Consider the following 18,915-nt stretch of genomic DNA (forward strand, 5'->3'; position numbering starts at 1 on the left):
AAGTGCCTCTTTAGATAAGGGGGCACTTTAACCTTTCCGGCATATGGTCCATTTGCCGATGCATATCATGCAAATTTACGGGTAACTTGCCTGTCATATTGCCAAATGTCTGATCCCGGCTAAGGCCTTGACTTAGCTGGGCTATCGGAATCAGTTGCGTCTATGGAACGCAAATCACAAATCGATACGTTTGGCGCAGTTGCCTTGACGGGTTTTGCCCTTTTTCTGGCTTTTAATCAGGTTGTGATTAAGGTCACGAATGGTGGGTTGCAGCCTGTGTTTTTTGCCGGGTTACGTTCGGCAGGCGCAGTCGTTTGCATCTGGCTGTACCTGCGCTGGCGCGGCATCCCATTACGGTTTGAACCGGGTACACGATTGGCTGGTTTTGTCGCGGGCGTATTCTTTGGAATCCAGTTTTTATGCCTATTCGTGGCGCTTGATCTTACAACCGTTGGACGCTCTGCTGTGATCTTTTATTCGATGCCTGTTTGGCTTGCGATTATTGCGCATTGGGTCATGCCTAGTGACAAGATTACCCCGATCAAAGCTATTGGATTGGCCTTTGCGATGGCTGGTGTGGCTTGGGCAATGCTTGATCGCAGTTCAGGGGCAGGAAGCATTTGGGGCGATCTTGCGGCGCTGGGTGGCGCTTTGGCTTGGGCGATTAATGCAATGATCGCAAAGGCATCGCCGCTGTCACGGGTGCGCCCTGAGATGCAGTTGTTTTGGCAAGTCGCGGTATCCACGCCCATCCTGCTGATAGCGGCGTTCTTTTTTGGGCCGTTTGTCCGTGAACTAGGTCCGATTCACATCGCAGGACTAGCGTTCCAGATTGTGGTTGTGGTCAGCGCCGGGTTCATCTTTTGGCTTTGGCTCTTGTCGATCTACCCGGCGTCTGGTGTGGCATCGTTCAGCTTTCTTTCACCAGTGCTAAGCGTTGGGCTCGGCTGGTTGCTGTTGGGTGAAGCAGTTGGGCCGCATTTAATCGGCGCTTTGGTTTTGGTCGCAATCGGAATTGTGCTGATCAACCGACCTTCTAAGTCCCGCAAAACGTCCGCGTCACCCGTTCATTCTGGGTAGGGGCACGCGCGTATTTTTCGGTCGTATCCGTCAGCGCGGCATAGGGTCGCGTGATGGCCGAGAGCATGCCATGAAATGGTGCAAAGTCACCTTCGCGGCCTGCATGAATCACGGCCTCGATCTGATGATTGCGCGGGATTATTTGCGGGTTCGCGGCCGCCATGATCTGCGCGGCGTTAGGCGATTTGCGTACCTCCCAGCGTGTTTTCCATGCGTCAAAGGCATCGCGGTCTAAGAACTGATCGCGGACGGAAATATCGGCGAGTTTCGCAAAGACGTTTGTAAAGTCCGCGCCATCTGTCGCCATGAGTTCCAGCAAATCCTTGATCAGCGCGGTGTCATCGTCGTCCACATTGTCAACGCCAAGTTTCGCAACAAATACATCCCGCCAAGCGTTGAGATAGATATCAGGAAAACGGTTAACGGCTTCGGTGAATTGTTCGATTGCCGCATCTTGATCGGGCATCAGCGGGATCAGTGCAGTAGCAAATTGTGCCATATTCCATGCGCCGATACCCGGCTGGTTTGAATAGGCATAGCGGCCCTGTTGGTCGATTGCGCTAAAGACCTGATCAGGATGAAATCCGTCTATAAAGGCGCAAGGGCCATAATCAATGGTCTCGCCTGCGATCGAAACGTTGTCGGTATTCATGACGCCGTGGATGAAACCAAGCCCCATCCATTTTGCAATCAGATGGGCGTACCGCGCGATAACTTGATCCAGCAAATCAGCGGGGCCCGTCGCAGTAGGGTAATGGCGGGCTATAACATGATCTGTCAGGGCTTGCAGCGCTTGGATATCTTGACGCGCGGCAAAGTATTGAAACGTGCCGACGCGAATATGGCTTTGGGCGACACGTGTTAACACCGCGCCGGGAAGGACTTCTTCACGGTATACGTCTTCGCCTGTTGTCACGGCGGCTAGGGCACGGGTCGTTGGAACACCCATCGCATGCATTGCTTCAGACACTAGATATTCGCGCAACACCGGACCTAGCCATGCACGTCCATCGCCACGCCGTGAAAACGGTGTTTGGCCTGATCCCTTAAGTTGGATGTCGCGGCGGATGCGGTCTTTGCCCACGACCTCGCCCAATAAAACCGCACGCCCATCGCCCAACTGTGGATTCCAATGGCCGAATTGATGGCCCGAATAGGCCTGTACAATAGGGGATGCACCCTCGGGTATTGCGTTTCCTGCAAAGATATCAGCGTCTGGATCTCCGGATATCCCTAAGGTCTCTGCAAGTGAATGATTGAAGGCAACCAATGCCGGCAACTGTACGGGCGTCGGGCGCTGCGCCGCATACATTTGTGCTGGTAGTTTTACATAGGTGTTATCGAACGGAATTTTCACAGCCGCGCCAATCTGTCAGCTAACAGGGCATAGAACCCTTCGGCATTCAAATCACCGACGAACAACGCGTTGGGTTCACGATCTGTCACGCCCCACCAGTCGGCGACGGTCATGCCAAGGGTTAGCTCTGATTCAACCTCGATTTCGACATTGATCTTCCGGCCAGTGAACAGAGAAGGATCAATGAGGTATGCAATCGTACAAGGGTCGTGCAGGGGGGCACCTTCTGATCCGTATTTTTCCATATCAAAGCGCTCAAAAAAGTCAGTCCACGCTGCGACCATATCACCGACCTTTGAGCCCATCGCGCGAAAGGCGTCAATGCGGCCCTTTGTTGTCAGCGCTTTATGGGTGACATCAAGCGGCATCACGACCAATGGCACACCAGAATCAAAGACAATTTTGGCGGCTTCAGGATCAACATAGATATTGAATTCCGCTGCGGGAGTGATGTTACCTACTTCGAAATAGGCACCGCCCATCAGAACAATTTCCTGAACGCGTGGGATGATGTCAGGGGCTTTTTCAAAGGCCGTTGCAATGTTGGTAAGCGGCCCGATTGGGCAAAGCGTAACTGTGCCTTCGGGTTCTGCGCGTAGGGTGTCAATAATATAGTCCACCGCATGCTGGGCTTGCAGCGACATTTTGGGGTCATCAAGTTGTGGACCATCAAGCCCAGTCTTCCCGTGAACATGTTCAGCGGTCACCAATTTACGGTGCATCGGCGCATCGCAGCCAGCAAAGACTAATGTGTCAGGCTTTCCCGCAAGTTCGCAGATGATCCGCGAGTTTTTCTCGGTAAGTGCTAGGGGAACATTCCCTGCGACTGCGGTGATCCCCAACAGGTCGATATCTTCAGGCGAGGCGAGCGCCAAAAGAATCGCGACCGCGTCGTCTTGGCCGGGGTCGGTGTCGATAATGATTTTGCGCGGAGCCATGTCGATATTCCTGTGGTGTTTCTTTGCTAACGTGTCCTTTGCGCGCAGCAGGGGCAAGGGGGCAAAAGGCATGTTTTCCAATCGGACGGTTGTTCACAATCGCGGCATTGGGGTGGGGCGGCTAAGCTTTGCCGTATATGTTGATTTTACAGAGTGAAAATCGGCCTGTTTGTATCGATTTGGGAAACATAAGCATATATTTGCTATCTTTGTTTCCTTATATGGCGGGCTTGCGCCGTTTTCTCTTTGCTTTTCGTTATGGCGTGGTAACCGGTGCTCAGGACAGCCATGTCTTATGGGGAAGGCACGATGACCTTCTTAATGTCCTTAATGGAGAACGATAATGACTAACCTAAAAACACTTCTGGCACCGACTGCTATCGTTATGACACTTGCTGTTCCTGCGTTCGCGCAAGACGCTGCTATCGATATCAATGGCGACGGAATGTACAGCTACCCAGAGCTGACAGCGGTTCTTCCTGATCTGACAGAAGCTGACTTTGAAGCAATGGATGTTTCTGCTGACGGCCTGCTGGACGCTGACGAAATTGCCACAGGGCAAGAAGCTGGCCTTCTGCCAAGCTAAGCGAAAGAGCGCCGGGTCAGGGGGCTGACCCGGCGCGTTCTATTACACAGCGCCACGTGACAGCGCAGCGACACCAGTGCGCGCAATTTCCTGCAAGCCCAGTGGCTGCATCAATTCTGCAAACGCATCAATTTTTTCGGGCGTTCCAGTTATTTCAAACACAAATGATTCCAATGTGCTATCGACCACGTTCGCGCGAAAGATATCGGCAAGGCGAACGGCTTCGATCCGGTTTTCACCTTTTCCCGCGACCTTGAATAAGGCCAATTCACGCTCTACTGATGGGCCCTCGACAGTAAGGTCGTTCACTTTGTGCACATCCACGATGCGACCCAGTTGTGCTTTGATCTGTTCGATGATTTGTGGTGTGCCCGATGTCACGATGGTGATCCGAGAGCGGTGACCAAGGTGGTCGACCTCGGCCACGGTCAGGCTGTCGATGTTGTAACCACGTCCCGAAAACAACCCGATCACACGGGCAAGAACACCGGGTTCGTTTTCAACGAGAACAGCCAGTGTGTGACGTTCAACAGTGTCCGAATAATTGGGACGGAGGTTATATGCAGAGTGGCTTGTAGCGCCTTTTTTGATTTTTAGTGCTGACATGTGATGTGCCTTGTTTTGATCTTTGACGGTCAGGCGCAAAGGGCGGCATCTGACCCTGGATTGAATGAAACCCGCCGCTTACGAACCGCGGCGGGCGAAAGCGTCTTAGACCAAAGCCTCGCCAGCGCCTTGAATGGCGCCCTCGGTCGAGTCATCCCCCAACAACATTTCGTTATGTGCCTTGCCTGATGGGATCATCGGGAAGCAGTTTTCGTGTTTTTCGACCAGACAATCGAACAGGACAGGTCCGTCATATGTGATCATTTCCATGATCGCGTCGTCCAGCGTGTCGGGATCGTGGCATTGGATACCTTTAGCACCGAATGCTTCGGCCAATTTTACGAAATCAGGCAGGGATTCAGACCAGCTTGATGAATAGCGTTCGCCATGTAGCAGTTGCTGCCACTGGCGCACCATGCCCAGACGTTCGTTATTCAGGATGAACTGTTTTACCGGCAGTTTGTACTGCATCGCGGTGCCTAGCTCTTGCATGTTCATCAGCCATGATGCTTCGCCTGCGACGTTGATGACCAACGCATCAGGATGCGCCATTTGCACACCGATTGAGGCAGGGAAACCGTAACCCATCGTACCCAGACCACCCGAAGTCATCCAACGGTTAGGGTCTTCAAAACCAAGGTATTGCGCTGCCCACATCTGGTGCTGGCCTACTTCGGTGGTGATGTAACGATCATGCTTCTTGGTCAGTTCTTCAAGACGTTGCAGGGCGTACTGCGGTTTGATGATCTTGCTGTCTTGTTTGTAATCCAAGCATTTCACATTGCGCCATTCGTTGATCTGATCCCACCAGTTGGACAGGCCTTCTTTGTCGGTCTTGCGGCCGCGGGCTTTCCAAACATTCAGAAGGTCTTCCAACACATGGGCAACGTCGCCCAAGATGGGAATATCAACATGAATGACTTTGTTGATGGAGGACGCGTCGATATCGATATGGGCCTTTTTTGATCCGGGGCTGAAGGCATCCAGACGTCCAGTAATCCGGTCGTCAAAACGCGCACCGATGTTAATCATCAGGTCGCAATCGTGCATGGCCATGTTGGCCTCGTACAACCCGTGCATGCCCAGCATACCCAGCCAGTTATCGCCAGAGGCAGGATAACACCCCAAACCCATCAAGGTTGATGTGATCGGGAAACCAGTCGCGGCAACCAATTCACGCAGCAATTGTGATGCCGCAGGACCAGAGTTGATAACGCCGCCGCCGGTATAAAACACGGGGCGTTTCGCCGTTTCCATAGCTTTCGCCAGTTCGGTGATCGCGTCCATGTCACCCTTAACCTGCGGGTTATAATGGGTTTCGACTTGTTTCGCCTGCGTATATGTACCCGTCGCGAATTGAACATCCTTTGGAATGTCGATCAGAACCGGGCCGGGGCGGCCAGACGTCGCAACATGGAACGCCTCGTGCAGGGTTGCGGCCAGTTGGTCGGTTTCTTTGACCAGCCAGTTATGCTTGGTGCAGGGGCGGGTGATGCCAACGGTGTCGGCCTCTTGGAATGCATCCGACCCGATCATGAAGGTCGGAACCTGACCCGTCAGAACGATCAGTGGGATACTGTCCAGCAGTGCGTCAGTCAGGCCAGTCACAGCGTTTGTTGCGCCAGGACCGGATGTCACCAGCGCAACCCCTGGTTTGCCTGTGGAACGTGCATAGCCTTCGGCGGCGTGAACCGCACCCTGTTCATGACGCACCAAAACATGGGTAATGCTGTTTTGCTGAAAAATCTCGTCGTAGATCGGTAGGACGGCGCCACCGGGATATCCAAAGACGACTTCCACACCCTGATCGATCAGAGCCTGTACTACCATTTTTGCGCCCGTCATGGCTTTTGTCATTGTTCTCGCGTCCTATCCGCTATTTTATCATTGGTCACAAAAAAACCCCCGAGTTTGTCGGGGGCGCATGGGATCGTTATGGTCTTACCGTTACCGGCCCATGCGCGTGAATCTTAGAATGAGTACGACGTTGTTCATCGGGGTTCCTCTTGCGTGGGATGACAATAGTGTTGGCTCATCCAAGGGTCAACAGTCCGTTTGGAGAAAATGTCGTTTGCGCGGGCATTTTTGGAACTTTCTTTCATATCGTATGTTTCGTGCCCCAGCTTAAGTGTGCGTTAGGGGAATCAAATCATACCAACGACGTAGCAGTTGGGTTTTTAGTTGGTATGCAGAATTTTGTCGCATGGGTTGTGCCACGTCGTTGGTGGCACTGGGTAATTTCGATTTTGACGTGGGGGGGCGTCGTCGGTCTTTTGGGGTTTTTGTCGGAACTCGTTGTGCAAGACCACACAAATTACCATGCGGTAAGACATTTTTGGATGGCGATCATCACGTCTGCGCCGTTGGTGGTCTTTGCGATTGTGATACTGCGGCAGTCAAATCGATTGACGCAAGACGCGATTAATATGGCGTCAAAGGATCCGCTGACAGGTTTGCTAAATAGGCGCGCATTTCTTGATGCACTTTCTATGCAGTCGGCGGGCGTTTTGTTTATGCTGGACTTGGATCACTTTAAGATCATCAACGATAGTTACGGTCATCCTGCTGGCGATCAAGTTTTATGTGCAATGGGCCACGTGATGAAGAGTTTGGTGCGCAAAACCGATCTTGTTGGCCGATTAGGGGGCGAAGAATTTGCGGTGTTTGTTCCTGCTTTGACCCCAAATGAAGCTCAAAGCCTCGGCGAACGAATGTCTCTAGGCACGATATATTTGGATCCGTCTACGCAAAAGCAGATTTCAGTGACGGCTTCTGTTGGGGTGGTCGCAACAGGGTGTTGTGACAGTATCGAGAATATGCTGCGTTTTGCTGATAAGGCGCTGTATCATGCCAAAGCGGCGGGGCGGGCGCAGTTGGCATGGATCGACTGCGCTGATGATACACCCAACGCAATCATCTGACGTTGGATGCATCTTAGCTAAGGGTGGCGGTCTTACCCAATTTTATCTTGGGTTTTTGTATCAAAGTCGCCGGCATCATGGCGTTCGTGCAATTGACCTTCTGGCGGGCCAGATGTGCGGTTAACCATAGCACCACGCATAAATGCGGGACGCGACATAACCTCGTCCGCCCAACGGATCACGTTTTTGTAAATTCCCACATCGAGGAATTCGCCAGCATCGTAACCTTCGCCTTTGACCATGCGGCCGTACCAGGGCGCGGTTGCCATGTCAGCGATGGTATAGTCGCTGCCCGACAGGTAGCGATTATCGGCAAGTTGGCGATCAAGAACATCAAGTTGGCGCTTGGTCTCCATTGCAAAGCGATTGATCGGATATTCGAACTTTTCGGGTGCATAGGCGTAGAAGTGACCAAAGCCGCCGCCCAGATAAGGCGCAGACCCTTGGAGCCAGAACAGCCAATTCATCGCCTCAGTGCGAGCCGCTGGATCTGTCGGTAAAAACGCGCCGAACTTTTCGGCAAGATACAATAGTATCGCACCGCTTTCGAAAACACGGCTTCCGGTCCCATGATCCATAAGAGCAGGGATTTTTGAGTTAGGGTTCACATCAACAAAACCGCTGCCGAACTGATCGCCATCGCCGATCTTGATCAGCCAAGCATCATATTCGGCATCATGTCCCGCCGCGAGCAACTCTTCGAGCATAACGGTAACTTTTACCCCGTTTGGGGTCGCAAGAGAGTAAAGCTGTAGCGGATGCTTTCCAACCGGTAGCTCTTTGTCGTGGGTAGGGCCAGCAATGGGGCGATTGATACTGGCGAATTCACCGCCATTCTTGGCGTCCCATGTCCAGACTTTTGGTGGGACATACTTTGATGTTTCGGTCATCTTTCGCTCCGACTTGTGATCCGTTTTTCTGTCTGCAAATAGGCATTGCATGATGCCTAAGCGCAAGGCGGTTCTAAAATAATTGACGCTGTTTTCGCGGTGATATCAAGTGTTTCTGGGTTATTGTCGATGTAATTACATTATTTTCAAGACATTTTGAATTTCTGTGAAATAGTAAACACACGATAAATGATAAGCGAAAGGGATGATGAATGTCGAATGTTAGAACCCAAGCCGGTAAAATGGTCCTGCCACGAGTAACTTTGTTTTCTTCATCCGGTTTTGCCGCATTGTGCGCCATGAGTTTTGGGATTGTCGCGGCATCCGCCGGGCAAGTTCAAGCGCAAGAGCAGTGCACAAGTTATACGATTGTTCGCGGTGACACGCTTAGCCAGGTTGCAAAACGGGCAGAGGTCCCCGGCGGTTATCAGGTATTGTTCAACGCAAATACCGATGTCTTAGATAGCCCAAACTTGCTTGAGGTTGGGCAGGTTTTAAAGATCCCTTGTGCAGACGGCGCGCTCCCCGTGACTGAAGCGACGGCATCCGTTCCTGATGCCACACCAACATTGCAGCCTGAAAGCCTTGATCGCCCGCTTAGATTCGTGACTTCAAGCGGCTATGCGCCATTCACCGAAGAAAGCCTGCCCGGCGGTGGTCTTTTCACGCAGATGGTGCGTCGTTCAATGGAGCTTGGTAACGAAGATCAAGAATTTAACATCATGTTTGTCAATGACTGGAATTCGCACCTGCAAGATTTGCTGCCGTCGGGCGCGATCGACATGGCGTTCCCTTGGTTTAAGCCGGATTGTACAAAAGTGGATAATCTTTCTGCGCCGAACGCCTATCGGTGCACTGATTTCAATCATTCAGAGCCATTTTATGACGCGTTGGTGGGGTACTATACGCTCGCTGACAGTGCCTATGCCACTGCAGATAGCTATTCTGACCTGTTCGGCGCGCGATTGTGCCGCCCGGATGCGTGGTTCACGTTTGATTTAGAGGGTGAGGCACTTGTTTCCCCGAATATCGAACTCACTCAGCCGCCAACCCAAGCGGCATGCTGGGATTTGTTACGTGACGGCGAAGTGGATGTTGTGACCTACGATGCACTACCGGCGGAGGAAGACGCGACGAATGCAGGTATGAAAGAGGTTGTGGTCGATCTGCCCGCGCTGACATCTAAGCAAACGCTTCATGTGTTTGTGTCAAAAAGCAATCCGAATGGCGAAGCCTATATGGAGATCATTAATGCAGGGCTGGAAGAGCTCCGCCTGTCGGGTGAGTGGTTTGAGATCGTACGCGAAGGTATCAAAACCACGGTCGAAAACTAAACACTTGTACCGTGCCTAACTGTGTTGGGCACGGTTTCTCTAGATCCCAGTACCTTGAAGCACGCCATGTTCCATTGCGTATCGGGTTAGCCCAGCAGTAGAACTGATCCCAAGCTTTCCCTTGATGTTATTGCGGTGTGTTTCAACGGTCCGGACCGAGATGTTCAGCGTGTTTGCGACTTCTTTATTGGATTTGCCTTGGGCGAGTTCAAGCAAGATCGTTTGTTCACGACTGGTTAGGGTTTCGCGCCCGTCGCTAATTTTGGGGCGCAACGACCCTTTGGCGCCGGTGCACAGATATTGTTCGCCAGCCATCACCGCATCAATTGCATGCCGGATCGATTCTGTTGGTACATCTTTCAGAATATATCCGCGCGCGCCGTGGCTGAGCGCGGTAGAGATATAGGCCGGACTGTCATGCATCGAAAGGATTACGATTCGCGTATCTGGTCGTCTTTCCAATATGATCTCGGTTGCGTTTAATCCCGAAAGTCCGGGCATGTTCAGATCAAGCAAGATCACATCGGGTGCGAGTGCAATCACCTGATCCACCGCGTCTTGGCCGTTATTAAGCGCACCGACAACTTCGATGTCGTCATAGCTTTCTAAAATGGCTTGTATGCCTTCGGTGACCATGGGGTGATCATCCACGATCAAAATGCGGATCGTCATGCGTTTTCCTTTGGCGTCTTTTGTGGACTTAATAAGTGGGTCAGTGGGACCTGTGCTTCGATAATGGTTCCGGTGGGGGCGTTGCGTGATGTTTCAATGCGCAAGGTGCCTCCGATTTGTTCGATGCGTTCTTGCATATTTCGGAGCCCAAGGCCATGCGCGCCGCGCCGCTCTGGTTGCGGCCAGGCCATGCCCGACCCGTTGTCAGTGACGCGCAACATCGCACCTGACCGATGCCCCTTGAGCGTCATGTGAACATGTGTCGCGTTGGCGTGGCGTTCAATATTTGTCAGTGCCTCTTGGGCAATGCGATAAAGTGCGATCCTTGCATCTTGGTCTAGGCGATTGCGAAAAACGACCGTTTCAAATTCTGTATCGATTCCGGTACGTGTGCGAAATTCATCGGTCAACGCTTGCAGTGCTGGGCCCAACCCAAGATCGTCAAGCGCCCCAGGACGCAGGTCCCGGCTAATGCGCCGCACTTCTTGGATGGTTTGACCCAGCCCGTCGATCCCCTTGTTCAAGCTGTCGATGCTGTTGTCCCCAAGCTTGCGGCGGGTTAGTTCAAGCGCATAGCGCACACCGACCAGCATCTGGCTAATCCCGTCGTGTAATTCCCGCGCCACGCGACCGCGTTCTTCCTCTTGGGTATCGATGATGCGCTGGGTCAGTTCTTTGAGTTTCACATCGGCCAACCGCCGTTCGCGCAAGTTCAAAAACATGCCAGTCAGAAACACGCCAATCAGGGCAATGATCGCGATTACTACAATGTAGAAAGAGGTCCGTGTAATGCGTGCTTGGACTTCGGCGCGCGACGTGGCCACGTTATCAAGCACGTCATCGATAAAAATCCCGGTGCCAATGACCCAGCGCCAATCCTGAAAGCCGTTCACATAGGCGATCATACGCGCCTGTTCACCTGTTGATGGTTTCGTCCAGATAAAGCTGTGATAACCACCGCCCGTACGAGCAATCCGGATTAGTTCATTGGTGATCTCGATTCCGTTCGGGTCGGTAAGACCCAGCCAGTTTCGCCCAATGAGGTCGGTTTGGCGCGGCGCGACAAGGTTGTTTCCATCGTAGTCAAACACAAAGAAATACCCATCTTGCCCATAGAGCATCGAAGATAATTCTTGGGTGACTGCTAATTTTGCGACTTCGTCATCCGGAGCTGCACGTCCATAGGTATTCACCACAGCTGTGCGGGCAATGGACAAGTAGTTTTGAAGTTCCGCGCGTTTAGTCGCAATGAGCTGCGCCTCAAGGGCTTGAATTTCGCGTTCTGCAAGCTGACGCGACTGCGTTGCGACGACCAATGAAATCAGAAACACCGCTAAGACAAGCGGCACAGTGGCCAAAAGAAAGACCTTTTGCCCGTAGTCTATATTCAACATGTCGCGAAGGCGCGCAAATCTCCCATTCATGGTGTGATCGTTAGCGATGAATCGCTACGAATCAAACCCCAAGCCGTCGGCGTCGGTGTATATAGGTGGCTATGTTTGCCTAATAATAGTGCGGGATTGGTCAGGAAATGTAACAAAAATGCGCTTTCTACGTAAAACTACGTATTTTCGCTTCGTCAATCACGCGATAACCTGCCCGAACGAGAATGATCTGCTTTTGCCCGTGTTTTGGGTGGAAGAATAATATCTGGGAGGAAATTTCATGGATCGCCGTTCATTTCTAAAGAATTCTGCACTTGGCGGTACGGCCGCTGCTGCGACAGCGCTTGCTGCACCAGCATACGCGCAGGGCAACCGTACGCTTACGCTTGTGACAACGTGGGGACGTGGTCTGGCTGGTGTGCACGATGCTGCACAACGTGCTGCTGATACAATCACTGCGATGTCTGGCGGTTCGCTGACAGTCGACCTTAAGGCCGCTGGCGAACTTGTTGGTGCGTTTGAAGTATTTGATGCTGTGACTTCTGGTCAGGCTGACATGTACCATGGTGCGGACTACTACTTTGTGAACCAGCACCCTGGTTATGCATACTTCACATCCGTACCTTTCGGCATGACGCCACAAGAACTTGCAAACTGGTACTACCAAGGCGAAGGTCAGGGCTTCCACGACGAACTCGGCCAGATCTTTGGTCTGAAATCCTTCCTTGCTGGTAACACTGGTCCACAGGCTGGTGGTTGGTTCTCAAAAGAGATCACTGGCCCAGAGGATTTCCAAGGTCTGAAGTTCCGCATGCCAGGTCTGGGTGGTCAGGCACTGGGTAAAATGGGTGCATCTGTACAAAACCTGCCAGGTGCCGAAGTGTACCAAGCACTGGCTTCCGGCGCGATCGACGGAACTGAGTGGATCGGCCCATGGGCAGATGAAAAAGCTGGTTTCCAAGAAATTACTAAGTTCTATTACACAGCTGGTATGCACGAGCCGGGCGCTGGTCTGTCACTTGCGACGAACCTTGACGTGTTCGAAAGCCTAAGCCCAGAGCACCAGAAGATCATCGAAATCGCGTCTGGCGAAGCGCACCAGTGGAACCTTGCACAGTTCATGAACAACAACGGTGCAGCGTTGCAGCGTCTACAAGCTGGCGGTGTTAAGGTTCTGGAATTCCCTGACACAGTTTGGGATGCAATGGGTTCTGCTGCGAAAGAAACTCTGGACCAGTATGCTGGCGACGACATCTATGACCGTCTGCGTGCAAGCTACAACGCATCTATGGCTGCGTCTTCTGGCTGGATCCAGAAATCTGAAGGTGCTTACCGCGCCCAGCGTGACCGTGTAATGGGCTAAGGCCCATTCACTTAACGTGACTATCTAACGTGAGGGCCCGATGCGTTTTGCATAGGGGCCCTCATGCATAGGGGTGCAAGGGAAGCACCTATCAAAAAATTATCGCGACAGGGGGATTGGGACATGGGCCTGGTCGAAGCATGGGGGGGTAACCCCATTGGTTGGTTCTTTGCCAACCTAATCGAAGCATTTTACAATTTTGGCTACGCAGTGACACATCCCGGCCAATGGTTGTCGTGGATTCCCTTTACCAATTCAGCAATGGACGACCTTGAGGTCAAACAGGCGCTCATGCGCTTTATCTACTACGGCGCCTCGGTCGAATTGTTCTTTGTCGTATTTGTCATTTTCATGATCGTCAGCATCGTTGGCTTTGTGAACAACCAGTTCATGTGGGGCTGCGTGCGCGTGCTAGAAGGCATCGCAAACAAGGTCGGTCGCTTTTTCGCTTGGGCAGGGCTGCTGATGGTCCTGCAGCAGATCGTGATCATCTTTATGCAGCGCATCTTTGCGGTGTCTGAAATCGGTGTCGGCTTTGGCGTCAACTTTGCCAAGGACGTCAGCTGGTGGTCAGAAGAGCTCAAGCTTTATAACGCGATGATCGTCTGCATGTGCGCGAGCTATACATTCGTCCAAGGCGGCCACGTCCGCGTTGATCTGGTCTATTCCGCAGTAAGCCACCGTACCAAGCGGATCATCGATATGGTTGGTTCACTGTTGTTGATGGTGCCTGCCGCTATTCTAACATGGCTTTACGGCTGGTTCTTCTTGTGGCGCAACCTTGTGGTGCCGAACCCATCGGCGTCCGATAGCCTTGACCGTTTGGTGAACAAGGCACGCGCATTGCGTTGGAACGTTGAAACAATCGGCTTTTCGCCAAATGGGTTTAACGCCTACTTCCTGTTCAAAATCCTACTGGTGACCTTCACCATCATGGTGATGGTGCAGGCTGTCGCGTTCTTCTATCGCTCGTACCTTGAGCTAAAAGAAGGCCCGGACAGTGACGGCAAGAACCTTGACCGTGATGTCATCGGCGATGCGACCGCTGAACTTGTCGCAGAAATTCACTAAGGTAGGGCGCGAGATATGCTTTTAGGTTTAGATGGCGTAGAAATCGGCATCATCATCGTCTTTTTGACGTTGTTTGCTGGGATTTTGTCGGGCTTTCCTGTCGCTTTTGCGATTAGTGGTTCTGCCGTTATTTCATTCGGAATTATCGCCGCTCTCGACAGCTCTGGTCTGTTGATTCATGCCGCGATTGATACAAACTCTGCGGACTATGCAGGGCTGATTGCCGAAGGTGTGCGCCCGGACGCGATATCTGTGTTCCGATACCCCGAATTGCCGCGTTATGAACATGTGCTGTTCCCCAACGGTTGGGAACAAGCTCTTGATCGTAACGTTGGTTTCCTTGTGAACCGCATGAACGAACGTGTTCTTGCTGGTCAGTCTATCGAAACACTGCTTGCCGTTGTGATGTTCGTCATGATGGGCATCGTGCTAGAGCGGTCGCGGATCGCGGATGAATTGCTGACAACAATGGCCAAAGTATTCGGTCCATTGCCCGGCGGTTTGGCTGTATCCATCGTGATCGTGGGGGCGTTTCTGGCTGCGTCTACAGGTATCGTAGGTGCCACGGTTGTGACTATGGGCCTGCTGGCGCTGCCTACCATGCTTAAGAACGGATACTCGCCTGAACTATCGACAGGTGTGATCGCGGCCTCTGGTACACTTGGCCAGATCATTCCGCCGTCCATTGTTATCGTTCTATTGGGTACGCTTGCTGGTGACCTTTATTCAGCCGCCCAAGAAGAACGCGCGCAGCTTGCGGGTTGTTCTGATGCGCTGACATATCTGGGTGAACCTGCTGTTGTGTCCGTCGGCACGTTGTTCCAAGCAGCGATGCTGCCGGGGATTATGCTCGCGGTGCTTTATGCGGGTTATGCGTTTGTCTTTGCTCTGTTTAACCCGTCCAAAGCGCCTGCTGTTCAATTCGAAACTAGCGGCACAGGTGAAACAGTCACCCGGAACGAGGCCTTTACCTGGTTCCTTGCTGTACCGGTAGGGATCATTGGTTTGACCATCGGGCTTGGCCAAACTGGTTTGTTAGGCAATCAGACGATCATCGTTGATAGCTTTACCGATGCCGGACAAACCGCGTCACTACGCACAAACGTTGGTGACGACTGTGCCGCCGCAATGCTTGATCTTCATGGTGAAGAGGCATGGAATACTGCGTTGTCAGAACAAGCCGCCATCAACGAAGCAGGCGGCGTCGCCGAGGCGCGCGCGCTTAGCGACGAAGAACGCGCAACGCTGACTGCTGAACGTGTCGCGGCTGCTGCCCCGATTGGCAAAGGCATCGGCATCACCGCGATGTTCCTTGCGCTGACGCTCGCTATTGCGCGTGGTGTTGCACCAAGCAAGGACGCACGTCCATTGCTGATTGGTGTGGCCGGGGTTGTACTGCTGTTGCTCGCTGATCTTGCGTTCATTTCGCCGCTGACATCTCCGGGTGTTACGACCGTGATTATCGCGCTGCCGCTTTTGGTTGCCTTCTTCGGGATGCGTGTCGCGATCAAGTACCTTGCTGCGAATGAAATCCTGCGTGTGGTCTTTCCACCGCTGGTTCTGATCATTGCAGTGCTTGGTTCGATCCTTGGCGGGATCACAAACCCAACCCCGGCTGCGGCCTTGGGGGCAGGTGGTGCGCTATTGCTTGCTGCGTACCGCAAGCGTCAAGACCAAGGGCTGTCTGGCCGGATCGTTCTGCAAACCACAGGTGCTATTGCGCTGATGTTGCTGGTTGGTGTGAACTTTGACATGCGTATGGGCCAAGAGGTCGTGCTGTTCGAAAACCGCATCGCCTATCTCGTTGCGTTCGTTTCGTTCCTTTATGCGATGTTTGGTCTTGGGTGGTCATGTTGGGTTCTGCTTTCGGGCGGTGTACTTTCGCCCGTTGTCCGCGAAACAGCCAAGGTGACATCGATGGTGTTTACGATCCTGATCGGGTCGCAACTATTGAACCTCGTACTGATCTCGTTCGGTGGTGAACACTATATCCAGCAGTTCCTGCGGTCGTTTGACAACGAATGGCAGGTGTTCTTGCTGGTCATGTTCGTTCTGTTCATCCTAGGGTTCGTCTTGGACTTCCTTGAGATCATCTACATCGTAATCCCGATCGTTGGGCCAGTCATCTATGGCGGTACATTTGATCCCAAATGGGTCACGATCATGATTGCGGTGAACCTGCAGACATCGTTCCTGACGCCGCCATTCGGGTTTGCACTGTTCTATCTGCGCGGGGTTGCACCCAAGTCGATTACAACGGGCCAAATCTATCGTGGTGTGATGCCTTTCATCGCTATTCAGGTCGGCGCGTTGATGTTGCTAGCATTGGTGCCAAGCGTTGTGACAATCGTGCCAAACCTGCTCAAGTAAACGAGAAAACACAAAAGAAGGGCGCGTGCAGGAAACTGCGCGCGCCTTTTTCGTTGTCTGGCTGGATTTTAGATGCGTCCGTCAGGTAGCTTAATCTGCGCTACCTGTTCCGCAATCGGATCGTTCGATAGCGGATGTACATCAGAACTGTACTGGGATGGATCGCCCAAGGGTGTCCATTGGCCACCTTTGTAAATTTCTAAGCCTTCGAACTTGGCTTTGTAATCCATCTTACGGCTGCCGGGTACCCAATAGCCAAGATAGATATAGGGCAGGCCAAGCTCGCGCGCGATATTGATATGATCAAGAATGATATATGTCCCAAGAGACAGTTTTTCTAACGCCGGGTCGAAAAACGAATAGACCATCGAAAGCCCATCATCGAGAATATCAGTCAGACAAACCGCATGCAGTTTTCTGTTGTGTGTGTATTCGATCAGACGTGACCTGATAGGTGTTTCTTCGACCATCGCAGCAAATTCAAACATATCCATGTCTGCCATGCCGCCAGTCGCGTGGCGACCATCTAAGTATTCGCGAAACAGGTCGTATTGTTCTTCCGTTGCCCATGGGGATGTGGCACGCCGATCCAAATACGCGCCACGCTTACTAACGCGGCGTTGACTGCGTGTTGGCGTAAATTTTGAAACATCAATACGTGCAGACATACAGGCGGAGCATTCTGCGCAAGATGGACGGTAAAGCACATTTTGGGATCGACGAAACCCTTGTTTTGAAAGGGAATCGTTTAGTTTCGTGGCCGCGTCGCCTTGCAGTGCAGTAAACAGCTTCCGTTCCATCCTGCCCTCAAGGTAAGGGCAGGGTTGCGGTGCAGTCACATAGAACTGCGGTGCAATAGGAAGCGTGTGGCGCATGAGGTCATCCGAGTAATGTGTCTCAAAACCTTAACAATCCATTTTCATCAGGCCAAGCCCTGTTTCCGATCTGGCAACAACGCTTTCGTATATGTGTTACATCCGATGGTTGAGGTTTCTCACGCATAGCGGTTCATCGCATAGGTCCCAAGAAGGTAATCAGTCAGACCCTTGGATTCGCGCGACACTAGCATCAATATCACAGAGATAAGCTGCAAAGGTGCAATACAGACGCTTATTGTGTATCCCAGCGTGTGCGCAAGCGCAGTTCCTGAAGACAGCGGGCGACCGTATAGGTCCCTGAGTGTGATACCAAACATGCGCATGCCCCATGTCGCAGACCCGTTTGCGATGGTGAACCAGCGGTAGAAAAATCCAACAGTCAGCATCAGCGCGGGGAAAAAGAATATCCCGGTGAATGCTGTAAACGGCAAGGCGAGCGCGCAGAGGACGCCGATAATGATGATGTCAAAAATCCACGCGAGGCCGCGTTTTAATGTGACGCCAGAAAATGCGTCGGCGGTCGGGTAATACGGTGTGTCAGTCATTGGAATGCTCTGATTTAAATGAAAGGGGCAGGCGGCCCAAGGTGGTTGGGGCGCCTGTTCACTTGTTTAGTTGGCAGGTTCAGGGAGCGCATCGTCGCTTGTAGCGTTGGCACGTTCGTTCATGAACTGATCGAACTCGGCCTTATCCTTTGCATCGCGCAGACGTTTTAAGAAAGCTTCGAAATTATCCTGTTCTTCTTCAAGGCGGCGCAGGGTTTCGTGCTTGTACGCGTCAAAGGCGTTGTTCCCGCTAGATTGGCGCATGTGACGACGGTGCGATTTGTGACTGCAAGATTTGTTAAACATACGTTTGCTCCAGATCATATAGGCAAGAAGGGCAAGGCCGATTGGCCAGACAAAGATAAAGCCCAGAACCATTGCGGCGATCCAAGCCCCTTTTCCGCGCTCGTCTAGCCAAGATTCGGCTCGGGCGAAAAACCCAAGAGGATGGGGCGGGGCCATCTGGGATTGGGTGGCGGTGTTCATGGTGGGCTCCTTTATGTGGTTTGTTACTATGTGAATGCCTTTCACATGAGTAGATATCGGAACTGGGGCCATGACCTTCAAGGGTCTATGTGAATGTTTCTTACATTAACCTAAATTATACTTTAGGATCAGTGGTTTATGTGATAAAAAACTAGTATAAACGATCCGGGATAATTGGGAAAAGATGCCGAAGTGTCCCTGCAGACCCCCAAATTTCACTCAATTTAGACAAACGAGGATCCACAAAGGTCCTGATCGGATGGTGACACCATAGAGGCTGAGACAGCTGCCGATTGCCAAGCCCGTTTGCGCACGGATCATCCCAGCGTCTGCTGCTTGCTGCGCCATGCCAATTTCGCGCGGTGAAATATCCAATCCCGCATCATTTAGGACGCGAATGACCCATTTTAGGTTTTTGCTCATGATCTTCATG

Annotated in this window: 18 protein-coding genes; 7 read left to right on the forward strand and 11 right to left on the reverse strand. The window is 52.2% G+C overall.

What is annotated here, in order from left to right; translation table 11 throughout:
• The first annotated feature begins 162 nt into the window (after nt 1–162).
• Nucleotides 163–1,080 carry a DMT family transporter gene (locus CYQ09_RS03725; protein ID WP_106744083.1) on the forward strand — a complete coding sequence of 306 codons (918 nt, stop codon included), beginning with the start codon at nt 163–165 and terminating at the stop codon, nt 1,078–1,080.
• On the opposite strand, the gene CYQ09_RS03730 is transcribed toward CYQ09_RS03725, so the two are convergent.
• Both CYQ09_RS03730 and CYQ09_RS03735 read right to left on the reverse strand, forming a co-directional pair.
• On the reverse strand, nt 1,037–2,437 hold the full coding sequence (locus tag CYQ09_RS03730; RefSeq protein WP_106744084.1) for a protein adenylyltransferase SelO: 1,401 nt from the start codon (nt 2,435–2,437) through the stop codon (nt 1,037–1,039). The genes CYQ09_RS03725 and CYQ09_RS03730 overlap by 44 nt on opposite strands.
• Entirely contained in the window at nt 2,434–3,375 is a 942-nt protein-coding gene (locus tag CYQ09_RS03735; protein WP_106744567.1) for a nucleoside hydrolase, read from the reverse strand. Before CYQ09_RS03735 ends, CYQ09_RS03730 begins: the two co-directional genes overlap by 4 nt.
• A 343-nt stretch (nt 3,376–3,718) precedes the next feature.
• On the opposite strand from CYQ09_RS03735, the gene CYQ09_RS03740 reads away from it, so the two are divergent.
• A complete protein-coding gene (locus CYQ09_RS03740; protein WP_106744085.1) occupies nt 3,719–3,961 on the forward strand; it encodes a hypothetical protein in 243 nt (80 codons plus the stop codon).
• Nucleotides 3,962–4,003: 42 nt separating this feature from the next.
• Here the strand turns inward: CYQ09_RS03740 and ilvN are convergent, their stop codons facing one another.
• Together ilvN and CYQ09_RS03750 are read right to left on the reverse strand one after the other, a co-directional pair.
• The gene (gene ilvN / locus CYQ09_RS03745; RefSeq protein WP_106744568.1) at nt 4,004–4,567 is read right to left on the reverse strand and encodes an acetolactate synthase small subunit; all 564 of its coding nucleotides are present in this window, start codon (nt 4,565–4,567) and stop codon (nt 4,004–4,006) included.
• 105 nt (nt 4,568–4,672) lie between these two features.
• Nucleotides 4,673–6,424, reverse strand: a complete 1,752-nt coding sequence (locus tag CYQ09_RS03750) for an acetolactate synthase 3 large subunit (RefSeq protein WP_106744086.1) — start codon at nt 6,422–6,424, stop codon at nt 4,673–4,675.
• Between the two features lie 329 nt (nt 6,425–6,753).
• Between CYQ09_RS03750 and CYQ09_RS03755 the strand changes: the two genes are divergently transcribed.
• A complete protein-coding gene (locus CYQ09_RS03755; protein ID WP_162617561.1) occupies nt 6,754–7,488 on the forward strand; it encodes a GGDEF domain-containing protein in 735 nt (244 codons plus the stop codon).
• 32 nt (nt 7,489–7,520) lie between these two features.
• Here the strand turns inward: CYQ09_RS03755 and yghU are convergent, their stop codons facing one another.
• Nucleotides 7,521–8,378 (reverse strand): glutathione-dependent disulfide-bond oxidoreductase, encoded by an 858-nt coding sequence (yghU, locus tag CYQ09_RS03760; RefSeq protein ID WP_106744088.1) that lies wholly within the window; start codon nt 8,376–8,378, stop codon nt 7,521–7,523.
• 212 nt (nt 8,379–8,590) lie between these two features.
• On the opposite strand from yghU, the gene CYQ09_RS03765 reads away from it, so the two are divergent.
• On the forward strand, nt 8,591–9,712 hold the full coding sequence (locus tag CYQ09_RS03765) for a LysM peptidoglycan-binding domain-containing protein (RefSeq protein ID WP_106744089.1): 1,122 nt from the start codon (nt 8,591–8,593) through the stop codon (nt 9,710–9,712).
• A 39-nt stretch (nt 9,713–9,751) separates the two neighbouring features.
• Here the strand turns inward: CYQ09_RS03765 and CYQ09_RS03770 are convergent, their stop codons facing one another.
• Together CYQ09_RS03770 and CYQ09_RS03775 are read right to left on the reverse strand one after the other, a co-directional pair.
• A complete protein-coding gene (locus tag CYQ09_RS03770; protein WP_106353915.1) occupies nt 9,752–10,384 on the reverse strand; it encodes a response regulator transcription factor in 633 nt (210 codons plus the stop codon).
• Nucleotides 10,381–11,808, reverse strand: coding sequence for a cache domain-containing protein (locus CYQ09_RS03775; protein WP_106744090.1), 1,428 nt, complete (start codon nt 11,806–11,808; stop codon nt 10,381–10,383). The genes CYQ09_RS03770 and CYQ09_RS03775 overlap by 4 nt, the downstream gene beginning before the upstream one ends.
• A 241-nt stretch (nt 11,809–12,049) precedes the next feature.
• Here CYQ09_RS03775 and CYQ09_RS03780 point away from each other — a divergent pair, with 241 nt between their 5' ends.
• From CYQ09_RS03780 to CYQ09_RS03790, 3 genes are all read left to right on the forward strand, one after another.
• Nucleotides 12,050–13,132, forward strand: coding sequence for a TRAP transporter substrate-binding protein (locus CYQ09_RS03780; protein WP_106744091.1), 1,083 nt, complete (start codon nt 12,050–12,052; stop codon nt 13,130–13,132).
• A gap of 123 nt (nt 13,133–13,255) precedes the next feature.
• On the forward strand, nt 13,256–14,203 hold the full coding sequence (locus tag CYQ09_RS03785; protein WP_106744092.1) for a TRAP transporter small permease subunit: 948 nt from the start codon (nt 13,256–13,258) through the stop codon (nt 14,201–14,203).
• Nucleotides 14,204–14,218: 15 nt separating this feature from the next.
• Nucleotides 14,219–16,573: a TRAP transporter large permease gene (locus tag CYQ09_RS03790; RefSeq protein WP_106744093.1), complete on the forward strand. Its 2,355-nt coding sequence runs from the start codon at nt 14,219–14,221 to the stop codon at nt 16,571–16,573.
• A gap of 68 nt (nt 16,574–16,641) precedes the next feature.
• On the opposite strand, the gene CYQ09_RS03795 is transcribed toward CYQ09_RS03790, so the two are convergent.
• From CYQ09_RS03795 to CYQ09_RS03810, 4 genes are all read right to left on the reverse strand, one after another.
• Nucleotides 16,642–17,448 carry an arginyltransferase gene (locus tag CYQ09_RS03795; RefSeq protein WP_106744094.1) on the reverse strand — a complete coding sequence of 269 codons (807 nt, stop codon included), beginning with the start codon at nt 17,446–17,448 and terminating at the stop codon, nt 16,642–16,644.
• Nucleotides 17,449–17,567: 119 nt separating this feature from the next.
• Nucleotides 17,568–17,996 (reverse strand): RDD family protein, encoded by a 429-nt coding sequence (locus tag CYQ09_RS03800; protein ID WP_106744095.1) that lies wholly within the window; start codon nt 17,994–17,996, stop codon nt 17,568–17,570.
• Between the two features lie 66 nt (nt 17,997–18,062).
• Nucleotides 18,063–18,482 (reverse strand): DUF2852 domain-containing protein, encoded by a 420-nt coding sequence (locus CYQ09_RS03805; RefSeq protein ID WP_106744096.1) that lies wholly within the window; start codon nt 18,480–18,482, stop codon nt 18,063–18,065.
• Between the two features lie 219 nt (nt 18,483–18,701).
• Entirely contained in the window at nt 18,702–18,905 is a 204-nt protein-coding gene (locus tag CYQ09_RS03810) for a hypothetical protein (RefSeq protein ID WP_239495841.1), read from the reverse strand.
• Nucleotides 18,906–18,915: the final 10 nt, after the last annotated feature.

This window comes from Yoonia maritima (assembly GCF_002933395.1).
Lineage (GTDB): Bacteria > Pseudomonadota > Alphaproteobacteria > Rhodobacterales > Rhodobacteraceae > Yoonia > Yoonia maritima_A.